Source organism: Nocardioides nematodiphilus (assembly GCF_020216525.1).
GTDB classification, from domain to species: Bacteria; Actinomycetota; Actinomycetes; order Propionibacteriales; family Nocardioidaceae; genus Nocardioides; species Nocardioides nematodiphilus.
This window is the reverse complement of the sequence record NZ_JAIWOY010000001.1, coordinates 385,338-410,418: the sequence shown is the minus strand read 5'-3', so window position 1 is coordinate 410,418 and position 25,081 is coordinate 385,338. Positions and strand designations below refer to the sequence as shown.

General features: G+C 71.7%; 25 protein-coding genes and 1 riboswitch. Of the genes, 22 read left to right on the top strand and 3 right to left on the bottom strand.

Annotated features, from left to right (window positions below):
- Positions 1-180: 180 nt before the first annotated feature.
- Positions 181-927 (bottom strand): putative protein N(5)-glutamine methyltransferase, encoded by a 747-nt coding sequence (locus KSO98_RS02030; RefSeq protein ID WP_225283144.1) that lies wholly within the window; start codon positions 925-927, stop codon positions 181-183.
- A gap of 16 nt (positions 928-943) precedes the next feature.
- Between KSO98_RS02030 and KSO98_RS02025 the strand changes: the two genes are divergently transcribed.
- The 11 genes from KSO98_RS02025 (at position 944) to KSO98_RS01975 (ending at position 12,225) form a co-directional block, all read left to right on the top strand.
- On the top strand, positions 944-1,303 hold the full coding sequence (locus tag KSO98_RS02025; RefSeq protein WP_225283143.1) for a hypothetical protein: 360 nt from the start codon (positions 944-946) through the stop codon (positions 1,301-1,303).
- Entirely contained in the window at positions 1,300-1,728 is a 429-nt protein-coding gene (locus tag KSO98_RS02020) for a hypothetical protein (protein ID WP_225283141.1), read from the top strand. Before KSO98_RS02025 ends, KSO98_RS02020 begins: the two co-directional genes overlap by 4 nt.
- Positions 1,725-2,780: an MBL fold metallo-hydrolase gene (locus tag KSO98_RS02015; protein WP_225283139.1), complete on the top strand. Its 1,056-nt coding sequence runs from the start codon at positions 1,725-1,727 to the stop codon at positions 2,778-2,780. Before KSO98_RS02020 ends, KSO98_RS02015 begins: the two co-directional genes overlap by 4 nt.
- Positions 2,781-2,928: 148 nt before the next feature.
- Complete coding sequence (locus tag KSO98_RS02010; protein ID WP_225283138.1) at positions 2,929-3,360, top strand: DNA/RNA non-specific endonuclease; 432 nt, start codon at positions 2,929-2,931, stop codon at positions 3,358-3,360.
- Positions 3,361-3,368: 8 nt separating this feature from the next.
- A riboswitch (TPP riboswitch) is annotated at positions 3,369-3,476 on the top strand.
- Positions 3,466-4,566 (top strand): thiamine ABC transporter substrate-binding protein, encoded by a 1,101-nt coding sequence (locus tag KSO98_RS02005; protein WP_225283137.1) that lies wholly within the window; start codon positions 3,466-3,468, stop codon positions 4,564-4,566. (Overlaps the previous riboswitch by 11 nt.)
- Positions 4,530-6,176 (top strand): ABC transporter permease, encoded by a 1,647-nt coding sequence (locus KSO98_RS02000; protein ID WP_225283136.1) that lies wholly within the window; start codon positions 4,530-4,532, stop codon positions 6,174-6,176. Before KSO98_RS02005 ends, KSO98_RS02000 begins: the two co-directional genes overlap by 37 nt.
- Positions 6,173-7,183: an ABC transporter ATP-binding protein gene (locus tag KSO98_RS01995; protein WP_225283135.1), complete on the top strand. Its 1,011-nt coding sequence runs from the start codon at positions 6,173-6,175 to the stop codon at positions 7,181-7,183. Before KSO98_RS02000 ends, KSO98_RS01995 begins: the two co-directional genes overlap by 4 nt.
- A gap of 10 nt (positions 7,184-7,193) precedes the next feature.
- Positions 7,194-8,252: a phosphatase PAP2 family protein gene (locus tag KSO98_RS01990; protein ID WP_225283134.1), complete on the top strand. Its 1,059-nt coding sequence runs from the start codon at positions 7,194-7,196 to the stop codon at positions 8,250-8,252.
- A gap of 121 nt (positions 8,253-8,373) precedes the next feature.
- The gene (locus tag KSO98_RS18765; RefSeq protein WP_225283133.1) at positions 8,374-9,687 is read left to right on the top strand and encodes an NlpC/P60 family protein; all 1,314 of its coding nucleotides are present in this window, start codon (positions 8,374-8,376) and stop codon (positions 9,685-9,687) included.
- A gap of 46 nt (positions 9,688-9,733) precedes the next feature.
- A complete protein-coding gene (locus KSO98_RS01980; protein WP_225283132.1) occupies positions 9,734-11,659 on the top strand; it encodes an acyl-CoA dehydrogenase family protein in 1,926 nt (641 codons plus the stop codon).
- A complete protein-coding gene (locus tag KSO98_RS01975) occupies positions 11,659-12,225 on the top strand; it encodes a hypothetical protein (RefSeq protein WP_225283131.1) in 567 nt (188 codons plus the stop codon). Before KSO98_RS01980 ends, KSO98_RS01975 begins: the two co-directional genes overlap by 1 nt.
- A 124-nt stretch (positions 12,226-12,349) precedes the next feature.
- Here KSO98_RS01975 and KSO98_RS01970 read toward each other — a convergent pair whose 3' ends face one another.
- Entirely contained in the window at positions 12,350-12,841 is a 492-nt protein-coding gene (locus KSO98_RS01970; RefSeq protein WP_308012721.1) for an inorganic diphosphatase, read from the bottom strand.
- 76 nt (positions 12,842-12,917) lie between these two features.
- Between KSO98_RS01970 and dacB the strand changes: the two genes are divergently transcribed.
- From dacB to folE, 7 genes are all read left to right on the top strand, one after another.
- Positions 12,918-14,336 carry a D-alanyl-D-alanine carboxypeptidase/D-alanyl-D-alanine endopeptidase gene (dacB, locus tag KSO98_RS01965; protein WP_225283130.1) on the top strand — a complete coding sequence of 473 codons (1,419 nt, stop codon included), beginning with the start codon at positions 12,918-12,920 and terminating at the stop codon, positions 14,334-14,336.
- A 10-nt stretch (positions 14,337-14,346) separates the two neighbouring features.
- Complete coding sequence (locus KSO98_RS01960; RefSeq protein ID WP_225283129.1) at positions 14,347-15,405, top strand: Rv3626c family coenzyme F420 biosynthesis-associated protein; 1,059 nt, start codon at positions 14,347-14,349, stop codon at positions 15,403-15,405.
- Positions 15,402-16,448 carry a tRNA lysidine(34) synthetase TilS gene (gene tilS, locus KSO98_RS01955; RefSeq protein ID WP_225283128.1) on the top strand — a complete coding sequence of 349 codons (1,047 nt, stop codon included), beginning with the start codon at positions 15,402-15,404 and terminating at the stop codon, positions 16,446-16,448. Before KSO98_RS01960 ends, tilS begins: the two co-directional genes overlap by 4 nt.
- Positions 16,449-16,487: 39 nt before the next feature.
- Positions 16,488-16,907: a globin domain-containing protein gene (locus KSO98_RS01950; protein ID WP_225283127.1), complete on the top strand. Its 420-nt coding sequence runs from the start codon at positions 16,488-16,490 to the stop codon at positions 16,905-16,907.
- 265 nt (positions 16,908-17,172) lie between these two features.
- Complete coding sequence (hpt, locus tag KSO98_RS01945) at positions 17,173-17,724, top strand: hypoxanthine phosphoribosyltransferase (protein WP_225283126.1); 552 nt, start codon at positions 17,173-17,175, stop codon at positions 17,722-17,724.
- A 122-nt stretch (positions 17,725-17,846) separates the two neighbouring features.
- Positions 17,847-19,907, top strand: coding sequence for an ATP-dependent zinc metalloprotease FtsH (ftsH, locus tag KSO98_RS01940; protein WP_225283125.1), 2,061 nt, complete (start codon positions 17,847-17,849; stop codon positions 19,905-19,907).
- A complete protein-coding gene (gene folE / locus KSO98_RS01935) occupies positions 19,852-20,490 on the top strand; it encodes a GTP cyclohydrolase I FolE (protein ID WP_225283124.1) in 639 nt (212 codons plus the stop codon). Before ftsH ends, folE begins: the two co-directional genes overlap by 56 nt.
- 75 nt (positions 20,491-20,565) lie before the next feature.
- Here the strand turns inward: folE and KSO98_RS01930 are convergent, their stop codons facing one another.
- Positions 20,566-22,761 (bottom strand): methyl-accepting chemotaxis protein, encoded by a 2,196-nt coding sequence (locus tag KSO98_RS01930; protein WP_225283123.1) that lies wholly within the window; start codon positions 22,759-22,761, stop codon positions 20,566-20,568.
- A gap of 126 nt (positions 22,762-22,887) precedes the next feature.
- Between KSO98_RS01930 and folP the strand changes: the two genes are divergently transcribed.
- From folP to KSO98_RS01910, 4 genes are read left to right on the top strand one after another with little or no spacing between them, the layout of a single operon-like run.
- Positions 22,888-23,682 (top strand): dihydropteroate synthase, encoded by a 795-nt coding sequence (gene folP / locus KSO98_RS01925; RefSeq protein ID WP_225283420.1) that lies wholly within the window; start codon positions 22,888-22,890, stop codon positions 23,680-23,682.
- Positions 23,679-24,044: a dihydroneopterin aldolase gene (folB, locus tag KSO98_RS01920; RefSeq protein ID WP_225283122.1), complete on the top strand. Its 366-nt coding sequence runs from the start codon at positions 23,679-23,681 to the stop codon at positions 24,042-24,044. The genes folP and folB overlap by 4 nt, the downstream gene beginning before the upstream one ends.
- On the top strand, positions 24,041-24,610 hold the full coding sequence (gene folK, locus KSO98_RS01915; RefSeq protein WP_225283121.1) for a 2-amino-4-hydroxy-6-hydroxymethyldihydropteridine diphosphokinase: 570 nt from the start codon (positions 24,041-24,043) through the stop codon (positions 24,608-24,610). Before folB ends, folK begins: the two co-directional genes overlap by 4 nt.
- Positions 24,607-25,077 (top strand): DUF3180 domain-containing protein, encoded by a 471-nt coding sequence (locus tag KSO98_RS01910; protein ID WP_225283120.1) that lies wholly within the window; start codon positions 24,607-24,609, stop codon positions 25,075-25,077. Before folK ends, KSO98_RS01910 begins: the two co-directional genes overlap by 4 nt.
- Positions 25,078-25,081 lie beyond the last annotated feature (4 nt).

Genomic DNA, 25,081 nt, shown 5'->3' with positions numbered 1-25,081 from the left:
GCGGCACCTCGCTCGGCAATATTTCCGGTAAAACCCCGTCACGGATCCAACGGTGCTGCGTCACTTCCTTGCGAAGGTCGTCCACCGGTGGGGGGTGGACGATCTTCGTCCTTGTCGTGGATCGCGGCGCGACCACGGACCGCGCGCCCCTGCGTCGGCGTGGTCGTCCGTCGGTCCGCGTCAGCACTGTCCTGAGACGACCGTGCCGTCGCGTGCGGCGTCGGTGTGGATCTGTGGCTTCAGGCCTGCTGCGGTCATGAGGGTCGCTGTCGTCTCCGCCTGCTGGCGACTGGACTCCACGAGGAGGGTGCCGCCGGGGGCGAGCCAGGGGGGTGCGGCGGCGATGAGCCGTCGCTGGATGTCGAGGCCGTCGGGTCCGCCGTCGAGGGCCACCCGGTGCTCGTGGTCCCTCGCCTCCGGCGGCATGGTGGCGATGGCGGCGGTGGGGACGTACGGAGCGTTGGCGCAGATGACGTCCGCCTTCAGGTCGGGCGGCAGTGGCGAGAAGAGGTCGCCCTCGAGGACGTGGTCCGCGGGGAGGTTGAGCCTCGCGCAGGCGACGGCGGCCGGGTCGATGTCGACCGCCCACACCTCGGCCTGTGCCACGCGGGCCGCGACGGCGGCTCCGATCGCGCCGGTGCCGCAGCCCAGGTCGATGACGGCGGCTCCCGGAGGGAGCAGCGCGGCGGCGAGGTCGACCATCAGGGTGCTGCGCAGACGCGGCACGAACACGCCGGGGGTGACGCGGAGGCGCAGCCCGGCGAAGTCGGCGTAGCCGAGGACCTGCTCCAGCGGCTCGCCGGCGATGCGGCGCACGGCCATCGTCTCCAGCTCCTCGGGCGAGCCAGCCGCCTCGCGCAGGGCGGCGGCCTCGTCCTCGGCGAAGACGCAGCCCGCCGACCGCAATCGCGTCACCAAGAGGTCCATGGGCCAAGATGCTCGCATGCACGGCACGCTCGCACCCATCGCCTGGATCGTCGTCGGGTACGGAGCGATCGTGGCGATCGCCGCCGGCGTGGGCGTCGTGCTCCGGGCGCCACGGCCGCGCTGGCTCGACCAGATGGCGTGGATGCTCGAGCTGATCTGCGTCGTCCTCGGCCTCGGCGCGCTCGGCTCGCTGCTCCAGGGGCACCGACCGCCGTCGATGGAGACCCACATCGGCTACCTGGCCGCGCTCGTCTGCATCATGCCGGTGGCGATCTTGTCGATGCGTGAGGAGCGGGAGTCGTGGTCGAGCGGGGTGGTGGCGGTCGCGGCCGTCGCGACGGTGGTGGTCGCGGTGCGACTGATGGTGACTCGATGAACCGGCCGATCGGCCCACGCCCCAAGCGCGGCCCGCACCTGGTGCTGATGGCCTGCTACGCCCTGTTCATCCTCGCCTCCGGCAGCCGCGCGATCGTGCAGATCGCCACCCAGTTCCACGTCGCGCCGTTCGCCTACGTCCTCTCCGCGGTCGCCGCGGTGACGTACGTCGTCGGCTGGTTCGCGATCCGCCGCGCCGCCCACGGCAGGCCGCGCCTGGCCGAGGTGATGCTGTGGGTCGAGCTCGCCGGGGTGGTCATCATCGGCACGCTGTCGGTGGTGAGGAAGGACTGGTTCCCGGACGCGTCGGTCTGGTCCTACTACGGTGGCGGGTACGGCTGGGTACCGGCAGTGCTGCCGATCGCGGCGCTGCTCTGGCTGCATCGGACCCATGACAAGCAGGACACCGAGGAGCGCGCGGCGTGACAGTTTCCACCGGCAAGGCGATCTCCCCGGACTCGGGTGTGCACTGGGCCGAGCCCGGAGCGTGGCAGGTCGATGAGGGCATCCACCGGATCCCGCTGCCGCTGCCGATGGACGGCCTCAAGGCCGTCAACGTGTACGCCGTCGAGACGCCGTCCGGGCTGACGCTGATGGACGGCGGCTGGGCGGTGCCCGAGGCGCGCGACGCGCTCGAGCTCGGTCTCAAGCAGATCGGCGCCGCCGTCGGGGACATCACCGACGTCCTCGTCACCCATGTCCACCGCGACCACTACACGCTCGCCTCGGTGCTGGCCGGCGAGGTCGGCGCGAAGATCGCGCTCGGCGCTCCCGAGAAGGCGACCCTCGACATCGTCGCCTCCGGTGAGCACGGCTCGACCCAGAGGCTGCTCCGGACCGCAGGAGCGCAGCGGCTGCTCGCCGACTGGGGCGCGATCCTGCCGCCGGCTCCGGACCCGACGCATTGGCGTACGCCCGACGTGTGGCTCGAGGGCGACATGCGTGTCGAGGTGGGTGAGCGGGCGATCGACGCGATCCACACCCCCGGCCACACCCAGGGGCACTACGTCTACGCCGACCAGGCCGCCGGGCTGCTCTTCGCCGGCGACCACGTGCTGCCGACGATCACACCCTCGGTGGGCTTCGAGCCGGCCGCGGTGGCCTCCCCGCTCAGCGACTTCCTGGCCTCGCTCACCAAGATGCGCTCGTTGCCCGATCTGCGGCTCCTGCCCGCCCACGGCCCGATCGCGCCCTCGGTCCACGCCCGGGTCGACGAGCTGCTCGAGCACCACGAGCACCGCCTCGCGCTGTCGCTGGACGCCATCACCGGCGGGCCCCGCACCGCGTACGAGGTGGCCGGCGACCTGCCCTGGACCCGCCACGAGCACCGCTTCGACACCCTCGACGTCTTCAACGGGACCCTCGCGGCCCTCGAGACGCTCGCTCACCTCGACGTCCTCGTCTCGCGCGGCCTCGCCGTCCGGAAGAGCCCGACCCCGGGGCAGGGCGATGAGGGCGACACCTTCACCGCGATCTGAGCTCAACTGCAGGCAACATCGCCACATGTCAGCGTGGCCCGGTGGAGCGGCTCGAACGCCTGGCCCGCTGAGCGCGCGACGGTGATGGGGAGCGAATGACCGTTCATTCGTTGTCCACGGTGGGCCGAGGCTGCGTACGGTCTGTGGTGTGGAGGCTTCATACACCGTCGCGGAAGGCGCCGACGACACGACGCGTGTCGCAGCGATCCGCGCTGCGCTGACCGCGCTCGCGTCGCATCTCGGCCACCTCGCCATCGACGTGGTGTCCGACCAGCCATGGCCCGGCGAGGTGACGTGGGCGGTCGACGCCGCTCGGGAGCGCATCGGGAACCGGCGATTCCGCTCGCCGGATACATTCCGGGCCGACCCTCGCGACGACGAATCCGTCGCGGTCGCGGTCGCGCTCGCGCCGTACACGATCGGTGGCTCCGGGCTCGATGTGAGGGGTCACCTCATCTGGAGCGCCGACGACACCGGGACCAGCGCGGCGTTCCGGCTCAGCGAGGCGCAGGCCGAGGCCGTGCGGGCGGCGATCTCGGATGACGGCGGGGATCCGTCGATGCTGATCCCGATCGCCTAGGATCAGCGCCACCACGACAGGGGAGCCCCCTCCGGGCTGAGAGTGCGCACACCGAGCGCAGACCCTCCGAACCTGCTCCGGCTAACACCGGCGAAGGGAGTCCAGATGCGCAAGCATGCATTCATCTCGGCCGCGGCCGTGGCCGCACTCGCACTGAGCGTGACGGGGTGCTCGGTGTCCGCGAAGGACGACGACAGCAACGCCGCCGCGACCGGCACGCCGACGAGCCACGCGAGCGGGGGCGCCGCGAAGATCAGGGACGTCGTCCTGGTCACCCACGACAGCTGGTTCCTGCCGAAGAAGCTGATCGCCCAGTTCGAGAAGCAGACCGGCTACCACCTCGTCGTGCGCGCCAGCGGCGACGCCGGCAAGCTGACCAACAAGCTCGTCCTGACCCAGGGCAACCCGACCGGCGACGTCAGCTTCGGCATCGACAACACGTTCGCGTCACGTGCGCTGACGAACAACGTCTTCGCGGCCTACACCCCGGCCACCGTCCCGCCCGGCGTCAGCGACTACGACGTCGAGGGCGACGACGGCCAGCACCTCACGCCCATCGACCACGCCAACGTCTGCGTCAACGTCGACACCACCTGGTTCGCCGCGCACCATCTTCCGGCCCCCAAGACGCTCGACGACCTGGTCGACCCGGCGTACAAGGGCCTGTTCGTCACGCCCGGCGCCACCACGTCGAGCCCCGGCATGGCGTTCCTGCTCGCCACCATCGCGACCTACGGCGACGCCTGGCCCGACTATTGGACCAAGCTGATGGCGAACGGCGCCGAGATCGCCGACGGCTGGGACCAGGCCTACGAGGTCGACTTCACCCAGGGCGGCGGCCACGGCAAGAAGCCCATCGTCCTGTCGTACGACTCCTCGCCGGCGTTCACCGTCAAGGACGGCACGTCGACGACCCAGGCGCTGCTCGACACCTGCTTCGGCTCCAACGAGTACGCCGGGGTCCTCAACGGCGCGAAGAACGTGCCCGGCGCGGAGGCGTTCGTCGACTGGCTGCTGACCCCCGCCGTGCAGAGCGCGCTGCCCGACTCGATGTACGTCTTCCCGGTCGTCGCCGGCACGCCCCTGCCGAAGGCCTGGGCGAAGTTCGCGGTGATGCCGACCGAGCCCCTCGCCGTCAGCCCGACCGACATCGACGCCAAGCGCGAGAAGTGGCTGCAGCAGTGGAGCGACGTCACCTCGCGCTGATCGCGCTCGCCGCGATCCCGGTCACCGTCCTGGCGATCTTCTTCGTCCTGCCGGTGACCGGGATGGTCGGGCGCGGCTTCCGACCCGAGGGGCACTGGGACCTCGTGGGCGTCCTCGACGTCCTCAAGCGCCCGCGGGTGCACCGCGTCCTGTGGTTCACCGTCTGGAGCTCGGCGGTCGCGACATCACTCACCCTGGTGCTCGGCCTGCCGGCGGCGTACGTCCTGCACCGGCTCGCCTTTCCCCTGCGGCGACTGGTCCGTGCCGCGCTGCTGGTGCCGTTCGTGCTGCCGACCGTCGTCGTCGGCGTCGCCTTCCGCGAGCTCCTCACCGGCCCGCTCGCGTGGCTCGACCTCGACGGCACCCCCGCGGCGATCATCGCCGGCCTGGTCTTCTTCAACGTGGCCGTGGTGATCCGCGCGGTCGGCGCGGCCTGGGAGAGCCTCGACCACCGCCCCGCCGAGGCCGCCGCCGCGCTCGGCGCCGGCCCGTGGGCGGTGTTCCGTACGGTCACCCTCCCCGCGCTGCGGCCGGCGATCGTCGGAGCGGCGTCGGTGGTCTTCCTGTTCTGCGCGACCGCCTTCGGGGTCGTGCTCACCCTCGGCGGGCTGCGCTACGCCAGTGTCGAGACCGAGATCTACCTCCTCACCACCAACCTGCTCGACCTCCAGGGCGCCGCGGCGCTCTCGATCCTCCAGCTCGCGGTCGTCACGCTGCTGCTCGCGATCGGCGCCCGGCTGCGGCCGACCCCGACCGCCGTCACGCGGGTGCCACCCCGCCCGCGCCGCCCCCGGCTCGCGGACCTGCCTCAGATCCTCGTCACCGTCGCGCTGCTGGCCTTCGTGGCCGCCCCGATCCTCGCCCTCGTCGTCGGCAGCCTCAAGGACGCCGACGGCCACTGGACGATGGCCAACTACCGTGCGCTCAACACGCTCGGCACCCACCAGGCGCTCGTCGAGCCCGTCACCACCGCCCTCGACCTCAGCCTGCGGATCGCGATCGACGCGACGCTGCTCAGCGTGCTCCTCGGCCTGCTGGTGGCGCTGTCGGTCACCCGGCGCGCGCACACCCGGGCCGAGCGGCGCGTACGAGGAGCGCTCGACGCGCTCTTCATGCTGCCGCTCGGCGTGTCGGCGGTCACGCTCGGGTTCGGCTTCCTCGTCACCCTCGGCCGCCCCCCGCTGAACTTCCGCGACTCGCCCTGGCTCGTCCCGATCGCCCAGGCGCTGGTCGCGCTGCCGCTGGTCGTGCGCACGCTCGTGCCCGCCCTCCAGGGGATCGACGACCGGCAGCGTCAGGCCGCCGCGTCGCTCGGCGCCGGCCCGCTGCGCCGACTGGTCGTGGTGGAGGTGCCGGTGCTCTTCCGGCCCGTCCTCGCCGCGGCCGGCTTCGCGTTCGCGGTCTCGCTCGGGGAGTTCGGCGCGACCAGCTTCCTGGCTCGCGACGAGAACGCCACCCTCCCGGTGGTCATCTTCCGGCTCATCGGCCACCCTGGCCCGATGAACTACGGCATGGCACTCGCCGCGTCCTGCGTCCTGGCCGCGACCACCGCGGCCGTGATGCTGGTCGTGGAGAGGGTCCGTGCGCCCCTCCTGGGAGGAGTCCTGTGAGTCTCGAGCTCGGCTCGGTCAGCGTCTCGTACGACGGCGCGCCGGCCATCGCCGACGTCGACCTCACCCTGCCCGACGGGCAGGTGCTCGCCGTCCTCGGCCCCTCCGGCTCGGGCAAGTCCACCCTGCTGCGCGCGGTCGCCGGGCTCGAGCCGACGACCAGCGGCACGATCGCGTGGGACGGCCAGGACCTCGCCCACATCCCGACGCACAAGCGCGGCTTCGCGCTGATGTTCCAGGACGGCCAGCTCTTCGGCCACCTCACCGTCGCCGCCAACGTCGCCTACCCGCTGCGGCTGCGCCACGTCGCCTCCGCCGCCCGCCGCGAGCGCGTGAGCGAGCTGCTCGACCTCGTCGGCCTGACCGGGTACGAGAGGCGGCTGCCCGGCACCCTGTCCGGCGGTGAGCGCCAGCGCGTCGCCCTGGCCCGCGCGCTGGCCGTCGAGCCTCGGCTGCTGCTGCTCGACGAGCCGCTCTCGGCGCTCGATGCGAGCCTGCGCGAGCGGCTCGCCGCCGACCTGCGCCGGATCCTGGTCGCCGCCGGCACCACCGCGCTGCTGGTCACGCACGACCAGGAGGAGGCGTACGCGGTCGCCGACCGGCTCGCCGTCGTCCGCGACGGCCGGCTGGTCCAGGAGGGCCCCGTCGGCGACGTCTGGGCCCACCCGGCCGACGCCGAGACGGCGCTGTTCCTCGGCTACGCCCGTGTCCTGGAGGGCACCGCCGCGGTGATCGTGGCCGCTGCCGGCGGCCTGGACCCGCAGGAGGGCACCTCCACGACCGTACGCCCGCTGGCGGTGCGCCGCAGCGCGATCGTCCTCGACGACACCGGCCCGCTGGCCGGCGAGGTCGTCGCCGCCCGCGCCACACCCGACCAGCTGCGCCTGGTCGTGGACGTCGACGGCGTCGGCGAGGTGGACGCCGTCGCGGCCTCGGTCGCCCACGTCGGACCGGGGGAGCGGGTGCGGCTGCGCGTGGACCAGGCTCGTCTCAGCATCCTTCCCTAAACTGCGACGCATGTATCGCCGCGCCCAGCTCCTGCTCATCGGTATGGCCCTGCTGGTCGGCACGGGTGCGATCGTTCTCTCCCGGGTGAGCGGGCACGGCCTGGTCGACCCCGAGGGCAGCTTCCTCGGCCCGTCGTGGCTGCGGCTGCCGATCCTGCTGGGCGGCGCGATCGGCGCCGACCTGATCCCGCGCACGCTGTGGGTCTCGCGGTTCAAGCCCAAGGAGATGCGGGCGGTCTTCATGGAGCGCATCCGCACGCACTGGACCCGTGACCGCCTCACCCTGGTCGCGCTGGGCGTCATCTGCTTCTACGTCGTCTACGTCGGCTACCGGAACATGAAGTCGGCCCTGCCGTTCGTGATCTCGACGAAGTACGACCGCGACCTGGAGCTGATCGACACCGCGATCCTCTTCGGCCACCACCCCGGTGTGGTGATGCAGAACATCTTCGGCGACAGCTTCATGGCGTACTTCTTCTCCTACGTCTACCTGTGGTTCCTGCCGCTGGTCCCGATCGCGGTGACCATCTGGCTGGTCTGGTCGCGCAACCTCGCGTACGGCTACTGGTTCGTCGGATCGCAGACCATCGCGTGGACGCTCGGCACGGTGTCCTACTACGCGCTGCCGACGCTGGGGCCCGGCATCGCCTACCCCTGGTACTACGCCACCGAGCCGAACACGCCCGCCAAGCAGCTGATGGACTCCCTGGTCCACGGACGGCAGAACATCCGCTGGAGCGACAGCATCGTGGATGCGGTCCAGTCGGTGGCGGGCTTCGCGTCGCTGCACTGCGGCATCACCATGCTGACCGCGCTGATGGTGCAGTTCACCGTGCAGAACCGGCTCATCCGGATCTTCTTCTGGTGCAACTTCGGCATCACCGCGCTCGCGACCCTCTACTTCGGCTGGCACTCGCTGTCGGACGACATCGCCGGCGTGATGATCGCGCTGGTCTCGTTCTACGTCGCCGGCCTGGCGACCGGGCAGAAGTTCGTCCGCAAGGGCGAGCGCGATCTGGAGGTCGAGGGCGCGCAGATCGAGGCCCAGGAGATCGCCGCGCGCACCTAATCACACGTGTGTAGTTCGAGAATCACATCAATGTAATTGTCAACGCGACACGCCGGTGACTCCTGTGAAAGTTGGGGTTTTTGTTGCTGGATGTGACTCCTGAGCATTAACGTCACTCGACGTGCCTACCTCGAAGCGGACTCTCGGAACCGCTGCCGTCCTCTCGCTCGGCCTCGCGTCGACGTGCCTGATCGCGTCCTCGGCGCTCGCCAGCCCGCACGATCCGGTGCCGAGCAAGCAGGACGTGGCCCAGGCCCAGCAGGCCGTCACCAGCAAGCGCGGCGAGGTGGCGCAGGTGCAGGCTGAGCTCGCCGCGGCCAACGTCCGGCTGCAGCAGGCCAGCGACAGGGCTGAGACCGCCTCCGAGGCCTACAACGGGGCCCAGTGGGCCGCCGACCAGGCCCGCGCCGCCGCGGACAAGGCCCGCGCGGCAGCCGCCGCGGCGAAGGCCGCGCAGGAGACCCAGCGCACGGCGTACGCCGCCGGCGTCGTCGGCAACTACCAGGCCGCGCCCGAGGTGACCGCGCTCGCCGGCATGGCCAAGGCCAACGGCATCGACCAGGTCCAGCAGCAGAGCCAGGCCATGGAGACCGCGCAGAAGGCACTCAACGCCCAGTACGGCCGGGTGCAGGCCTCGGCCGCGTTGGCCACCGTCACCGCGCGCCAGGCCTCCGACGCCGAGAAGAAGGCGGTCGCCGCCGAGGCCGACGCCAAGGCCAAGCGCGACGCCGCCACCGCCGCCCAGGCCCAGGCCCAGGCCGCGGCCGGCGAGATCGCAGCGCAGAAGAGCCAGCTGATCCACCAGCTGGCCCGCCTCAAGAACGTCAGCGTCCGGGTCGCCGCGAAGCGCCAGGCCGCCCTCGAGGAGCGCGCCCAGCAGCGTGCGGCGGCCGCAGCCGCCGTGAAGGCCGCCGCCGAGGCGGCCGCGCAGAAGAAGGCCCGCGACGACGCTGCCGCAGCGGCGCAGCGCAACGAGAAGTCGGCGGCCGCACAGGGCGCGCGCACCGGGCAGCTGCAGGGTTCCGGAGACTCGTACGCCCCGGCTCCCGTCAGTGCCCCGCCGGCTTCGGCCGGCGGTGTCGCCGCCGCCCTCGCCTTCGCCCGCAGCCAGATCGGCGACCCGTACGTGTGGGGCGCGACCGGCCCGAACAGCTGGGACTGCTCCGGCCTCACGATGGCCGCGTGGGCGCGCGGCGGGATCTCGCTGCCGCACTACTCGATCGCACAGTACGAGCAGTCCACGCCGATCTCCTACGACGACCTGCGCCCCGGGGACCTCGTCTTCTGGGGCACGACGGACAACCCGTCGTCCATCCACCACGTCGCGCTCTACGCGGGCAACGGGATGATCGTCCAGGCCCCGCACACGGGGGCGTACGTCGAGGAGGTCTCGATGTACACCTGGACCGCGCCCAACTTCTTCGCCCGCCCGTAGCGACGCACGGGTTGCCGGAGGGCCCGGCGGGGATACCGTCGGGGGCATGGACACCGCCGCTGTCGTTGCCGAGATCGCCGCTGTACTCGATGGTCGCCACGCGGACATCCGCGGGCGCGTACGGGACGAGCTCGTCCCGCGCGCGGGGATGCTCGCCGAGGTCGAGGAGCTCTCCCGCGCCGACTACCGCGAGCGGGTGCGTGAGGTCCTCGTCGAGACGGCCGGCACGGGTCTCACCGGCCTCGGCTTCCCCACGGAGTACGGCGGAGGCGGCGACATCGGCGCCTCGATCGCGGCCTTCGAGACCCTCGCGATGGGTGACCTGTCGGTCCTGGTGAAGACCGGCGTGCAGTTCGGGCTCTTCGGCGGTGCGATCCTGCACCTCGGCACGAAGCGGCACCACGACGCCTACCTGTCCGACGTGGTCGCGGGCCGCCTGCTGGGCTGCTTCGCGATGACCGAGCACGGACACGGCTCCAACGTCGCCGAGCTCGGCACCACCGCCACGTACGACCCGGAGACCGACGAGCTCGTCGTGACCACGAGCGGCCCCGACGCCTACAAGGACTACATCGGCAACGCCGCGGCACACGGGCAGATGGCTGCGGTCTTCGCCAACCTCGTCGTGGGCGGCGAGAGCCACGGCGTGCACGCCGTGCTGGTCCCGATCCGCGTCGACGGATCGCCCGCGCCCGGCGTACGGATCGCCGACGACGGCCCGAAGATGGGGCTCAACGGCGTCGACAACGGCCGGCTCTGGTTCGACGAGGTGCGGGTGCCGCGTGCGAACCTGCTGAACCGCTTCGCGGACATCACCGACGACGGGCGCTACGAGTCCTCGATCGAGAACCCGAACCGGCGCTTCTTCACCATGCTCGGCACCCTCGTGCAGGGCCGGGTCAGCGTCGGTGGCGCGGGGATCACGGCCTCGAAGGCGGCGCTCGCCATCGCGACCCGGTACGCGGCGCGCCGCCGCCAGTTCGGCACCGGTGAGGGCGAGGAGATGCTGTTGCTCGACTACGGCCAGCACCAGCGACGGCTGATCCCGCTGATCGCGCGGTCCTACGCCCTCTCGTTCGCCCAGGACGAGCTGCGCGAGCAGCTGCACGAGATCTTCAGCGCCGACCCGGAGACCGTCGAGGAGCACCGCCGTCGCGAGCTCGAGTCCCGCGCCGCCGGTACGAAGGCACTCGCCACGTGGCACGCGACCCGCGCGATCCAGGAGTGTCGCGAGGCGTGCGGCGGTGCCGGCTACCTCGCCGAGAACCGCTTCGCCGCGCTGAAGGCCGACACCGACGTCTTCATGACCTTCGAGGGGGACAACACCGTCCTGCTGCAGCTGGTCGCCAAGGGGCTGCTGACCGACTACGCCGGCTCGTTCGAGGACCTCGACCAGCTGGGGATGGTCCGCTTCGTCGCCGGGATGGCGGTCGACACCGTGCTGGAGCGGACCTCTGCCCACAAGCTCCTCGAGCGGGTCCGCGATCTCCTGCCCGGTGGCGACTCCTGGGACCAGGAGGCCGAGATCCGCGACCCGGAGTATCACCTCGCGATGCTGCGCTTCCGCGAGGAGCACATGCTCGGCGGGGTGGCGCGCCGACTCAAGCGTGGTGTCGACAACGGCGGGGACGCCGCCGAGGTCTTCTCGGCGGTGCAGGACCACGTCATCGCCTCCGCCCGTGCGCACGTCGAGCGGTTGGTGCTGGAGGCCTTCGTGGCGCGGGTGGAGAAGATGGCCGAAGGCCCCGCGCGGGAGCTGCTCGCCCAGGTCTGCACCCTGCACGCCCTGGCCGAGATCGAGCGCGATCGCGCGTGGTTCATGGAGCACGGCCGGCTCACCATCCAGCGCTCCAAGGCGATCTCGCGCGAGGTCGGCGCGCTCTGCCGCGAGCTGCGCACCTCCGCGGTGGACCTGGTCAACGCCTTCGGCGTCCCCGACGAGCTGCTGCGTGCCGAGGATCTGATCGGCTGATGGCACAGCGCTACGTCGATCTCGGGCCGGACGCACGCGATGCCCGCGGGCTCCTGGTCGTCGTGCCCGGCCAGGGCTACCACCCCGACAAGCCACTGCTCGCCATCGCCGCGGAGGCTGCCGTCGACGCGGGCTGGCGGGTGCGGCAGCTCTGGTGGCGCCCGCCCGCCTCGGTGACGTCCGACTGGGCGGGTGCGGAGCTGGTCGCGGCCGTCGCCGACGCGGACGCCGGCGACCTCCCGGTCCGGGTGCTGGCCAAGTCGCTGGGCTCGCTCACCGCCCCCGTCGCCGCGGCCGCCGCGTACCCGTCCTGCTGGCTGACACCCCTGCTCGGCCGCCCGGACGTCGTCGAGGGCATCGCCGCGAACGCCGCCCGCCAGCTCCTCGTCGGAGGCACGGCCGACGACCACTGGATCTCCTCGGTCGCGCGCTCGCTGCCCGGGGAGATCGTCGAGCTCCCACGCGCCGACCACTCGCTCACCGTCACCGGCGGCTGGTGCGCCCGCCAGGCCACCGCCGGCGCCCACGCCGCCTTCATCCGCGCGTTCGCCATCTGGCTCGGGTGAGCTTCGAGGGCCGAGTCGGCGGTGCGGGAGGGCCGAGTCGGCGGTGCGGGAGGGCCGAGTCGGCAGAAATGCAGACAGGGCGCCCGGTCGAAGCCGAAGCGCCCTGCTCGCGTGCTGAGGAGACTCAGTGACCGGAGGTCTTGAACCGCTCGATCGAGTCCTCGATCTCCTTGATCGCCGCCTCGCGGCCGACCCAGTCGGAGCCCTTGACGGACTTGCCCGGCTCGAGGTCCTTGTAGCGCTCGAAGAAGTGCTTGATCTCGTCGAGCACGTCCGGCGGCACGTCAGACAGGTCCTGGATGTGGTCGAAGCGCGGGTCGGTGGGGACGCAGAGGACCTTCTCGTCCTGGCCCTTCTCGTCCTCCATCACGTACATCGCGACCGGACGCGACTCGACGAGGATGCCCGGGTGGATCGGGAACGGCAGCAGGACGAGCGCGTCCAGCGGGTCGCCGTCGCCACCGAGGGTGTCCTCGATGTAGCCGTAGTCGGCCGGGTAGACCATCGAGGTGAAGAGCACGCGGTCGAGGCGGAGCTTGCCGCTCTCGTGGTCGACCTCGTACTTGTTGCGCGAGCCCTTGGGGACCTCGATCAGGACGTCGAACGTCAGCGTCATGGGTGTTCCTCCAGGTGTGTTGACGCGACATTGTCCACCACAATGACCCGGACAGCCGCTTCTGGGAGGGTCAACAGTGTCACGTACGGGTAGCAGGCGGCTCCTCGCCGTGGTCGCGCCGCTCGCCCTCGTCCTCCTGGCGGGATCGGCGTTGTGGGGTCTCGGGTGGGTCGATCACTGGCGGGGTCATGACCGGGTCGCAGCGACCCCGGAGCCGCGCGCGCTGGCAGTGAGGCTGCCCACCCCGGCGGCGTCGTCGCCGATCGCCGCGCCCGCCGACGGAGCCCTCCGCGCCGCGCGGATCAGGCAGGTCCTGGCCGCGCCCGGCAGGAGCGCGCTCGGTCGCCACGTCGTCGCCGCGGTCGCCGGGCTCACCGGACCGCTCGTCGCCTCCCGGGGGAGCGGGGCGGCCATCCCGGCCTCCACGACCAAGCTCCTCACCGCGGCCGCCGTCCTCGCGCTGGACGGTCCGGAGAAGCGCTTCACCACTCGGACGGTGCTCACCGACTCCGCCGGCGCCGACACGGTGACCCTCGTCGGCGGCGGTGATCCGCTGCTCGCGGCCGGCCCGCCGGCGGTGGGCGACTACCCGCACGTCGCGGACCTCACCACGCTGGCGAAGCAGACCGCCTCGGCCCTGCGCGCGCACGGCGTCACCTCGATCCGACTGCGCTACGACACCTCGCTGTTCACCGGCCCCGACGTGGCGCCGACCTGGCCCGAGAGCTACCTCGCCGAGGGCGTGGTGGCGCCGATCAGCCCCCTGTGGGTCGACGAAGGTCGAACGGTCGCCGACAACGAGGCGACCGGCCGGGTCGCCGACCCCGCGAAGGGCGCGGCCGCCGCGTTCGCGACGGCGCTCGGCTCCGCCGGCGTCCGGATCCACGGGCGCGTCAGCGAGCGACCCGCGCCCGCCGGCTCGGCTGATCTGGCCCACGTCGACAGCCCGCCCCTGCGCGAGATCGTCGATCACGTCCTCCAGGTCAGCGACAACGAGGGTGCCGAGGTGCTCGCCCACCAGGCCGGGCTCGCATCGGGTGACGGCGGCAGCTTCGCGGGCGGTGCCGCGGCCGTCCGTGCCGCCCTCGGCAAGCTCGGCGTCGACACCGCCGGCCTGGTCCTCGACGACGGCAGCGGCCTCTCCCGCGCCAACCGGATCGCGCCGGCCACCCTGGTCGGCGTCCTGCAGCAGGCCGCGGCCCAGTCGCGCCTGGCCCCCATCGTCAGCTCGGTCCCGGTCGCCGGGTTCAGCGGCTCGCTCTCCGACCGCTTCGACGACGCCGACGGCCGTACGGGGGCGGGGCGCGGCCTGGTCCGCGCCAAGACCGGCACGCTCACCGGGGTCGACGCGCTGGCCGGCTACACCCAGGACGCGAACGGTGCTCCGGTCGTCTTCGCGATCATGGCCGACCGGGTCGCCGTGACCGACACGCTCGAGGCCCGTCACGAGCTCGACTCGCTGGCGACCGCCCTGACCGTTTGCCGTTGCGGATAATCTCGGGCCCATGACTTCTGCGGCGGACGGTGCCGGCGACAGCACGCGCGAGATCGTCGACTGGGACTTCGCCGTGCGGGTCGGCTCCGGCCTGGCCGGCGACGGACCGAGCATCGGGCGTGCCGAGGCGGCCGCCGTCGTCGCCGAGCTGCGCGCCGACGCGGCCAAGGCGACCCCGCTGGTCAAGGAGTTCACCGGCCTGGTCACCCCGGCCGAGTACGCCCCGGTCCTGGTCGTGGACCGTGCCGGCTGGGTCCAGGCGAACGCCGATGCCTTCGCCCACGTCATGACTCCGGTCATCGACAAGGTGATCACCCACCGCCCCGGCGGCATCGCCCGCAGCGTCGGCGCCAAGGTCACCGGCGCCGAGGTCGGCGGCCTCCTCGGCTTCCTCTCCAGCAAGGTGCTGGGTCAGTTCGATCCCTTCGCGCAGACCGCCGACGGTCCGTACGGCCGTCTGCTGCTGGTCGCGCCCAACATCGTCCAGGCCGAGCGCGACCTGCGCGTCGACCCGACCGACTTCCGGCTGTGGGTCTGCCTCCACGAGGAGACCCACCGGGTCCAGTTCACTGCGAACCCCTGGCTGCGCGGCCACGTCTTCAGCGAGGTCGAGGCGCTCGCCGCCACCATGGACGCGCAGACCCTGCTCAGCGACGGCCTCAGCCGGATCGGCGAGGCGATCAAGGGCAATGGCAACCTCCTCGAGGCGATCTCCTCTCCCGAGCAGCGCGAGATCATGGACCGGCTCACCGGCATGATGTCGCTGCTCGAGGGTCACGCCGACGTGGTGATGGACGGCGTCGGTCCGAGCGTCATCCCGACCGTGGCGACCATCCGCGAGGCCTTCGACAAGCGCCGCAAGGGCACCGGCTCGCTCGACCGGATCGTGCGACGGCTGCTGGGCCTGGAGCAGAAGATGGCGCAGTACCGCGACGGGGCCATCTTCGTCCGTGCCGTCATCGACAAGGTCGGCATGGAGCGGTTCAACACCGTGTGGACCGGGCCGGAGACGCTGCCGTCGAAGGACGAGATCTACGCGCCCGACGAGTGGATCAAGCGCGTCCTGTGACGCTCCCGCCCGCGGTCGCGGCGGTACGACAAGGCGTCCGCCGCGCACTGACCATCCGCCCGGACGGTCAGGGTGGCGTCGGGGTGCCGGATGCCACCGGCCGGCCGATCCTGGTCGCCTGCTCAGGGGGCGCCGATTCGCTGGCGCTGCTCAGCGCCGCGATCTTCGAGCTGAAGCGCAGCCCCACCAAGGTCATCGGTGTCGTGGTGGACCACGGCCTGCAGGAGGACTCGGCGGAGCACACCGCTCGGGTCGTCCAGCAGATGGCGGCCATGGGCGCGTCCGAGACGGCGTCGATCCGGGTCCAGGTCGACGCGACCGCGATCGGCGTCGAGGCCGGAGCCCGCGAGGCGCGGTACGCCGCACTCGCCCAGCTGGCCACCCACTTCGACGCCGCCGAGGTACTCCTCGGGCACACCCGCGACGACCAGGCCGAGACCGTGCTCCTCGGACTCGCGCGGGGGAGCGGGGGGCGCTCGATCGCGGGCATGCGCCGCGGTTTCAACCGCGGCGACCGCACCTTCCTGCGTCCGCTCCTCGACGTCACCCGCGAGCAGACCGAGGCCGCCTGCCGGCATGAGGGCCTCGACTTCTGGGTCGACCCGCACAACAGCGACCCGCGCTTCCTGCGCTCACGGGTGCGCCACGACGTGATGCCGGTGCTCGAGCAGCACCTCGGCCCCGGTGTCGCCGCCACGCTCGCCCGGACCGCCGAGCAGCTCCGGCCCGACATGGAGTTCCTCGACGACTACGCCGAGCGCCTCTTCGGCGAGGCCCGCGAGCCGGGCACCGAGGGGCTCGGGGTCCGGGTCACCACCTCGAAGGTCCATCCGATGGGCTGGGCGATGCAGACGCGGGTCGCCCGGCTCGCCGCGCTCGAGGCGGGGTGTCCTGCCGACGAGCTCTTCGCCGTGCACATCAACGCCGTGGCCGATCTTCTGATGTTCGACGCCGGCCAGCGCCAGATCCAGCTGCCCGGTCACGTCACCGCCTACCGGGACGGCCCGAACACCCTCGCCTTCCGTCGTACGGCCTCCGGCTGACCGTTGCCCGGGCACGCCCGACGAGCGTGTACTGGACCGGTGACGCTCTACGACGACCTCGGCGGCTTCGACGCCCTCCTCCGGCTGTGCCGCCGGTGGCACGAGCTCTGTCTCGACGATCCGCTCGCCGCGCACCCGTTCACGGCCGCGCCGATCCACCCGTTCCACGACGAGCGGCTCGCGGCCTACCTCGCCGAGGCCACGGGCGGTCCGCGCCTGTACACCGCCGGGTTCGGTGACGAGAGCTCCATGCTGCGCCTGCACGCGGGCAACGGCGTCCACCGCGAGCTCGACGAGGCCGCCGTGGCCGCCTTCGAGCGCGCGCTCGCGGAGGTCGGCATGACCGGCGAGCCCGGTGCCCGCCTCGGCGCGTACTTCCGCCGCGCGACGTACGCGATGGACGCCTACGCCGACGGCCCGCACCTCGTGGCGGGCGAGATGCCGTTCAACCACGTCTAGCGCGCTGCGCGCTCTGCCTCCCTCCCTCCCTCGCGGTCAGCGCCCGAGCTCGTGCCTCGCAGGCCGCTTCGCGGCCGGCTCCCTCGCTCGCGGCCGGCGCCCGAGCTCGTGCCTCGCTCGCGCCGCCGCTCACTCGGTCCCCTCGCGCTGGCGCTCGCTCGGTCGTCTCACGCGCGCTGCGCGCGTTGCCTCCCTCCCTCGCGGCCAGCGCCCGAGCTCGTGCCTCGCTCGCGCTGGCGCTCGCTCGGTCGTCTAGGGTGACGGCATGGATTCCGCGCACGTGGGTGACGACCTCGTCAAGGTGCTGTACACCGAAGACCAGATCCAGGACCGGCTCCGTGAGATGGCCGCTCAGATCGACGCCGACTACGCAGGCAAGGACCTGCTGATCGTCGGAGTCCTCAAGGGCGCCGTGATGGTGATGGCGGACCTGGCCCGCTCGCTCACCAGCCACGTCGAGATGGACTGGATGGCCGTCTCCTCGTACGGCTCGGGCACCCAGTCCAGCGGCGTCGTACGGATCCTCAAGGACCTCGACGCGGACATCAGCGACCGGCACGTCCTGATCGTCGACGAGATCATCGACACCGGCCTCACCCTGACCTGGCTGACGTCCAACCTGGCCTCGCGCAACCCGGCCTCGGTGGAGATCGCCACCCTGCTGCGCAAGCCCGAGGCACAGCGGATGCCGGTCGACGTGAAGTACGTCGGCTTCGACATCCCCAACGAGTTCGTGGTCGGCTACGGCCTCGACTTCAAGGAGCGCTACCGCAACCTGCGTGACATCGGCACGCTGGCGCCCCACGTCTACTCCTGATGGGACTCTCCCAGGTGTTTTCCATCCTGGGGGAGAATGTGGGCGTACGACCCGGCACGATCCCGCGTGCTGAGTCGTTGTAGTCCACGTCAGATCTGTTCCTCGCGTCCGAGAGAAGCCTTGTGAAGCGTTTCGTCAAGAGCCCGTGGCTCTGGATCCTCGTTGCCGTGGTGGGCGTCCTGCTCGCCCTGCAGTACCTCGCTCCGCGAGGTGGCGGCGACGAGATCACCACGTCCCAGATGGTCAAGTACATCGACGCCGGCGATGTCCAGGACATCACCTTCGTCGACGGTGACCAGCAGATCCGCGCGACGCTGCGCGACGGCGTACGGGACGCGGGCGACAAGGTCTCCACCCACTGGGTCGACGGCGCGCAGCCCGCGCTGGTCGCGAAGGTCCAGGAGCAGGTCGACGCCCACAAGATCGACACCTACAACGCGCAGGTGTCGCAGCCGAGCCTGATCGGCTCGATCTTCAGCTTCCTGCTGCCCTTCATCTTCATCGTGGTGCTCTTCCTGTTCATGATGAACAGCGTCCAGGGCGGCGGCGGTCGCGGCGTCATGCAGTTCGCCAAGTCCAAGGCGAAGCTGATCACCAAGGACATGCCGAAGACCACCTTCGCCGATGTCGCGGGCGCCAACGAGGCGCTCGAGGAGCTCTCCGAGATCAAGGAGTTCCTCCAGGAGCCGGCCCGGTTCCAGGCGGTCGGCGCCAAGATCCCCAAGGGCGTCCTGCTGTACGGCCCTCCGGGCACCGGCAAGACCCTGCTCGCGCGCGCCGTCGCCGGCGAGGCGGGCGTCCCGTTCTACTCGATCTCCGGCTCGGACTTCGTCGAGATGTTCGTCGGTGTCGGCGCCAGCCGCGTCCGCGACCTCTTCGAGCAGGCCAAGGAGAACGCTCCGGCGATCGTCTTCATCGACGAGATCGACGCCGTCGGGCGCCACCGCGGCGCCGGCATGGGCGGCGGTCACGACGAGCGCGAGCAGACCCTCAACCAGCTCCTCGTCGAGATGGACGGATTCGACACCCGCGGCGGCGTCATCCTGCTGGCCGCGACCAACCGTCCCGACGTCCTCGACCCCGCGCTCCTGCGTCCGGGCCGCTTCGACCGCCAGATCCAGGTCGACGTCCCCGACCTGCTCGGCCGCGAGGCGATCCTCAAGGTGCACGCCCGCGGCAAGCCGCTGGCCACCGACATCGACCTGCTCAACGTCGCACGTCGTACGCCGGGCTTCTCCGGCGCCGACCTGGCGAACGTGCTCAACGAGGCTGCGCTGCTCACCGCTCGCAACAACGCGAAGCTGATCACCGCCCACGCCCTCGACGAGGCGATCGACCGCGTCATCGCCGGCCCGCAGAAGCGCGGCCGCGTGATGAGCGACCACGAGAAGCTCATCACCGCCTACCACGAGGGCGGCCACGCCCTGGTCGCTGCGGCCCTGCCGCACAACGACCCGGTGCACAAGATCACGATCATGCCGCGCGGCCGCGCCCTCGGCTACACGATGGTCATGCCCGACGAGGACAAGTACAGCCAGACCCGCAGCGAGATGCTGGACAAGCTGGCGTACATGCTCGGTGGCCGCGCCGCCGAGGAGATGATCTTCCACGACCCGACCACGGGTGCCGGCAACGACATCGAGAAGGCCACCAACCTGGCTCGCGCGATGGTCACGCAGTACGGCATGACCGAGCGACTCGGCGCGATCAAGCTCGGCTCCTCCGGCTCCGAGCCGTTCCTGGGCCGCGACCTTGGCCACTCGCGGGACTACTCCGAGGACGTCGCCGCGATCGTCGACGACGAGGTGAAGAAATTCCTCGCCACCGCGCACCAGGAGGCCTTCGACATCCTCGAGGAGAACCGCGACGTCCTCGACTCGCTGGTCCTCGCGCTGCTCGACAAGGAGACGCTGAACAAGGAGGAGATCGCCGAGATCTTCACCGCCCTGCGTCGCCGTCCGCAGCGCCCGGCCTGGACCGGCTCCCCGAACCGCAGGCCGTCCGAGATCCCCGCCGTCGAGATCCCGCAGGAGATCCGCGACCGTGCGCTCAACGGCAACGGCAAGCAGGCGGACGCCGGCAGCGCCGGCGCGGTGCTCACCCCGCCCGGCTCCGGTGGCGACGTGCATGGCGACCCGGGTGTGCTCCCCTCGGCGGGCGGCGCGCAGCCGCCTCAGGTCTGAGCCGGTGGCGGCCTTCGACCGCGAGCGCGCCGAGGCGGCCGTTCGCGAGCTGCTCTTCGCGATCGGTGAGGACCCCGACCGTGAGGGCCTGCTCGACACCCCCGCGCGGGTCGCGCGGGCCTACGAGGAGCTGACGGCCGGGCTGCACCAGGAGCCGGAGGACGTCCTGACCACGACCTTCGACCTGGGCCACGACGAGCTGGTGCTGGTGCGTGACATCGAGCTGTGGTCGATGTGCGAGCACCACCTGGTGCCGTTCACCGGCGTCGCGCACGTCGGCTACATCCCGGCCGACTCGGGCAAGATCACCGGCCTGTCCAAGCTGGCGCGTCTCGTCGACGTCTACGCCAAGCGGCCGCAGGTCCAGGAGCGGCTCACCACGCAGGTCGCCGACGCGCTGATGGAGATCCTCGAGGCGCGCGGCGTCATCGTGGTGATCGAGGCCGAGCACCTGTGCATGACGATGCGCGGGGTCCGCAAGGCCGGCGCACGGACCATCACCTCGGCCGTCCGCGGGACCATGCGGTCCAACGCCGCGACGCGCGCCGAGGCGATGGCGCTGATCAACCGCCCCGTGCGCTGACTCGCCACCCGCGGGAGGCGTGAACAACAGGAAGGCCCGGCTGCACAGCAGCCGGGCCTTCCTGGTTCGTGCTCGCTACACCGAGAACTGGCGGACCAGGGCGTCGAGCTCGGTGGCCAGGCCGGCGAGGGCGGAGGCCGCCTCCGCGGTGCTGGCCGCACCGGACTGGGCGGCGGCGGCCGAGGAGGCGGCCGAGGCGGTGGAGTCGGCGATGCCGGTGGTGCCGTTGGCGGCCTCGGTGACCGAGCGGGCGATCTCGCTGGTGGTCGCGCTCTGCTGCTCGACGGCGGCGGCGATGGTCACCTGGATCTCGTGGATCGAGTTGATCACCTCGCCCACCTCGTTGATCGCGGTGGCGGCGCCGGCGCTGTCGCGCTGGATGGCGTCGATCCGCTGCCCGATCTCCTCGGTGGCCCTGGCGGTCTGAGCGGCGAGCTCCTTGACCTCGTTGGCGACGACCGCGAAGCCCTTGCCGGCGTCGCCGGCCCGAGCCGCCTCGATGGTGGCGTTGAGCGCCAGCAGGTTGGTCTGCTCGGCGATCGCGGTGATCACCTTGATGACCTGGCCGATCTCGGCCGACGAGGTGCCGAGCGCCTCGATGGTGCCGGTCGCGGCGCGGGCGCGCTCCACGGCGTCGGAGGCGACCGACGAGGCGTGTGATGCGTTGCGGGCGATCTCGGCGATGCTCGCGGTCATCTCCTCGGCGGCGCTGGCCACCGTGGCGACGTTGCCCGAGACGTGCCCGGCGGCCTCCGAGACGCTGCCGACCAGGGCGGCGGTGTCGCCGGTGCTGCGGCCCATGTCGGCGCTGACCGCGCTGAGCTCCTCCGACGCGCTGGCGACCGACGCGGCGTTCTGCCCGATCCGGCTCATGCTGGCGCGCAGGGAGTCCACCAGCGCCCGGACCGAGTCGGCCATCTCGCCGACGTTGTCGTCGCCGGCCAGCGCGAGTTGCTGGGTGAGGTCGCCGCTCGCGACGATCGACAGGTAGTCCTTGATCACGGCGACCCGCTCGGCGGTCTCCGCAGCCGCCTCGGCGGCCTCGCGGGCGCGGGCGGCCTCCGCCTCGGCGATCTCCTGCTGACGGGCCCGCTCGGCCTCGTAGCGCTCCTGCTCCGCCTTGGCGCGCTCCTCGGCGAGGCGGCGCTCCTGCTCGAGCTCGCGGGCCTGCTGGGCCTGCTCGGCCTCGCGGCGCTCGGCCTCGCGCTGACGCTCCAGCTCGGCCTCCCGCTCGGCCGCGGCCCGCTCGGCGGCGACCCGCTCCTCGGCGTCGCGGCGGTCCTGCTCGTCGCGGGCGATCCGCTCGGCCTCGGCCCGGCGGCGGTCCTCGTCGCCGGCGTCGAGGGCGTCGACCACCTGGTCGACGGCGATCGCGATCGCGCCGATCTCGTCGCGACGCCGGTGGTCGACGCGGGTCGTCCGGTCGCCTTCGGCGATCGCGCGCAGCGCGGTGACGACCTTGCGCAGCGGACGAGCGACGGCGCGCACCAGCAGCAGACCGGAGACGACGAAGAGCAGCAGACCCGCGATCGAGACGATCAGCGTGATCGAGCGCAGGTCGCTGACCGACTTGTTGATCGCCAGCACCTGGGCGTCGACCATGCCGTCGGTGAAGTCGTCGGCGTCGTTGAACTGGTTGTCGATGGCGTCGGCGGCCGTGCCGTTGGCGGACGCGGTGATCGTCGCCAACGACTGGGTGCGGCCGGCCTCGGCGGCGTCGTGGATCTGCTGCAGGAAGTAGTGGTACTTCTGGGTGCTGTCGAGCAGCCCCTGGATCGACTTGTGGGCGGTGCCTGCGGTGTCGAGGTCGAGCGCGGCCTGGTACTTCTCGAGCGCGGTCTTGTAGTGCGACTCGGCGACACCGTAGGACGTCGTCGCGGCCGGGCTGAGGACCTGGCCGTCCGAGAGCAGGATCGTGGCGTACTGGCCGGTGGCGGCCCGCTGGAGCAGCCACTCCTCGTACCCGGCGTTGATCTTGCTGTTGATCTGCGCCGTGGTCTTGTTCTCGCCGGTGATGCGCACGACGTTCGCCACCTTGAGGGCACCGACGCTGCCGACCACGGCGAGCGCGATCACGCCGAGGGCGATCATCGCCCACAGGCGTTGGACGATCGTGACGCGCGGACCCTTGCGCGGGCGGCGGACCTTCGCCGGCGCCTCGACAGCCTCCGCAGGCTCCACCTCGTGGGTGGTCTCCGGGTGGCCGTCGGGATCGGGCGAGAGGTCCAGCGGCTCCGTCGGTGCGGGGAGCGGGTCGTGCAGGGCTGTCATACCCGTGTGATCGGCGGCACAGAGCGAGAACTGATCCGAAATTCACTCAGGTGGGCGTTCGGGGCGGTGGCGGATAGGTTCATGCCTGTGACCGACCTGCTCACGCCGTTGACCCGTCCTCGCGTGATGGGGATCGTCAACGTCACCCCCGACTCCTTCAGCGACGGGGGCCGGTACCTGGCGACCGACGACGCGGTCAGCCACGGCCGGGAGCTGCTCGCGGACGGCGCCGACATCCTCGACATCGGCGGCGAGTCCACCCGGCCAGGAGCGACCCGTCCGCTGGTCGCCGACGAGCTGGCCCGCGTGGTCCCGGTCATCGAGGAGCTCGCCGCCCTGGGGGCGGTCATCTCGGTCGACACGATGCGCTCCGAGGTCGCCGGCGCCGCGATCCGCGCCGGAGCCCGGATCGTCAACGACGTCTCCGGCGGCCTGGCCGATCCGAGGATCCTGCGCGTCGTCGCCGACTCGGAGGCCTACTACGCCGCGATGCACTGGCGCGCGCACGGCGCCACCATGCAGCAGTTCACCGACTATCCCGCGGGCGTCGTCGAGACCGTCCGAGCCGAGCTGGAGTCCCGGGTCGAGGCGGCCACGCGCGCCGGCATCGCGCTCGAGCGGATCGTGCTGGACCCTGGCCTCGGCTTCTCCAAGACCGCCGAGCAGAACTGGGAGCTCCTGCGCGGCCTGGACCGGATCGCCGACCTGGGGCGACCGATCCTGATCGGCGCGAGCCGCAAGGCGTTCCTCGGAGCGCTGCTCGCCGACGCCGAGGGCCGGCCGCGCCCCGTGGGGGAGCGCGAGAGCGCCCACACGGCCGTCGTCGTCGAGCTCGCGCGGGCCGGAGTGTGGTGCACCCGGGTGCACGACGTACGAGCGACGCGCGACGCGTTCGCCGTGACCGAGAGGATGTACGGATGACCGACGAGCTGGCGATCCTGGGCGTGGAGTGCTTCGGCCACCACGGCGTCTTCGACTTCGAGCGCCGGGAGGGGCAGGTCTTCCTGATCGACCTGGTCCTCGGCCTGGACACCTCGCCGGCAGCGGCCTCGGACGACTTGTCAGACACCGTCGACTACGGAAGTCTCGTGGCGCAGGTCAAAGCAAGTGTGGAGCGCGACCCGGTCGACCTGATCGAGACGCTCGCCCAGCGGATAGCGGATGTCTGTCTCTTGGACAACCGTGTTCAATGGGTACGCGTCACGGTCCACAAGCCGGACGCGCCCATCGACGCGACGTTTCGGGATGTCGCGCTGACGATCACGAGAAGGGCAGATGCGTGACCGAGGTACCCAACCCCCACATCATCGACGCCGACACCCTCACGGGTGAGATGCGTCCGATCCGCCGGATCGTGCTCGCCATCGGCTCCAACCTCGGCGACCGGCTGGCCAGCCTGCAGGGCGCCGTCTCCGCACTGGTGGACACCCCGGACGTGTGGGTCACCGCCGTCTCGCCGGTCTACGAGACCGACCCGGTCGAGAGCCCCGAGGAGGCCGGTCAGTTCCTCAACGCGATCGTCCTGGCCGACACGACCCTCTCCGCCGCGCGCGTGCTCGACCGTGCGCTGGCGATCGAGGACGCGTACGCCCGGGAGCGCTCGGACGTCACCAATGCTCCTCGTACGCTCGACGTCGACGTGATCGTGGTCGGCGACCGCATCAGCGAGGACCCCGAGCTGATCCTGCCCCACCCGCGCGCCCACGAGCGCGCGTTCGTGCTGCGCCCCTGGGTCGACATCGAGCCGGGCGCCGAGATCCCGGGCCACGGCCCGATCACGGACCTGCTCGCCAAGACCGGCGAGCGCGGCGTCGTGCGCCGCGACGACCTCGTGCTCGAAGCAGAGTGACCGAGCCCCGGGAGCGGCTCCGGCCGATCTCGGGCGGGGCTCTCACCCTGTGGGGCGTCGTCGGCCTGGTCGGCGGCTGGCTGCTGCGCCGTGTCGCCGAGTCGTGGTGGGGCACCGCCCCGGTCGTCACGTGGCTGCAGCCGCTCGCGCTGTTGCTCGCCGTCCTGATCATCGGCGTGACCGCCTGGTCCACCCGCCGCTCGATCGCGGGCAAGGGCGAGCGCATCGCGCCGCTGTACGCGGTGAACCGGCTGGTCCTCGGCCGTGCGTGCGCGCTCGTCGGGGCTCTGATCGCCGGCGGGTACGCCGGCTATGCGCTCAGCTGGCTGGGCATCGACGGCGATCCGCTGGCCGGCCAGCGCGCGCTGCGGTCGGCCATCGCGGCAGCGCTGGGTCTTGCGGTATGTGTCACAGGTCTGCTCCTGGAGCGCGCGTGTCGGGTCCGTCAGGACGGTCCCAAGCCGTAACGTG

Excerpts from the sequence above, each read along its gene's own strand:
- KSO98_RS02030 (WP_225283144.1), bottom strand. The coding sequence starts at position 927 with ATGGACCTCTTGGTGACGCGATTGCGGTCGGCGGGCTGCGTCTTCGCC.
- KSO98_RS02025 (WP_225283143.1), top strand. The coding sequence starts at position 944 with ATGCACGGCACGCTCGCACCCATCGCCTGGATCGTCGTCGGGTACGGA.
- KSO98_RS02020 (WP_225283141.1), top strand. The coding sequence starts at position 1,300 with ATGAACCGGCCGATCGGCCCACGCCCCAAGCGCGGCCCGCACCTGGTG.
- KSO98_RS02005 (WP_225283137.1), top strand. The coding sequence starts at position 3,466 with ATGCGCAAGCATGCATTCATCTCGGCCGCGGCCGTGGCCGCACTCGCA.
- KSO98_RS01990 (WP_225283134.1), top strand. The coding sequence starts at position 7,194 with ATGTATCGCCGCGCCCAGCTCCTGCTCATCGGTATGGCCCTGCTGGTC.
- KSO98_RS01980 (WP_225283132.1), top strand. The coding sequence starts at position 9,734 with ATGGACACCGCCGCTGTCGTTGCCGAGATCGCCGCTGTACTCGATGGT.
- KSO98_RS01975 (WP_225283131.1), top strand. The coding sequence starts at position 11,659 with ATGGCACAGCGCTACGTCGATCTCGGGCCGGACGCACGCGATGCCCGC.
- KSO98_RS01970 (WP_308012721.1), bottom strand. The coding sequence starts at position 12,841 with ATGACGCTGACGTTCGACGTCCTGATCGAGGTCCCCAAGGGCTCGCGC.
- KSO98_RS01960 (WP_225283129.1), top strand. The coding sequence starts at position 14,347 with ATGACTTCTGCGGCGGACGGTGCCGGCGACAGCACGCGCGAGATCGTC.
- hpt (WP_225283126.1), top strand. The coding sequence starts at position 17,173 with ATGGATTCCGCGCACGTGGGTGACGACCTCGTCAAGGTGCTGTACACC.
- folE (WP_225283124.1), top strand. The coding sequence starts at position 19,852 with ATGGCGACCCGGGTGTGCTCCCCTCGGCGGGCGGCGCGCAGCCGCCTC.
- KSO98_RS01930 (WP_225283123.1), bottom strand. The coding sequence starts at position 22,761 with ATGACAGCCCTGCACGACCCGCTCCCCGCACCGACGGAGCCGCTGGAC.
- folP (WP_225283420.1), top strand. The coding sequence starts at position 22,888 with ATGGGGATCGTCAACGTCACCCCCGACTCCTTCAGCGACGGGGGCCGG.
- folB (WP_225283122.1), top strand. The coding sequence starts at position 23,679 with ATGACCGACGAGCTGGCGATCCTGGGCGTGGAGTGCTTCGGCCACCAC.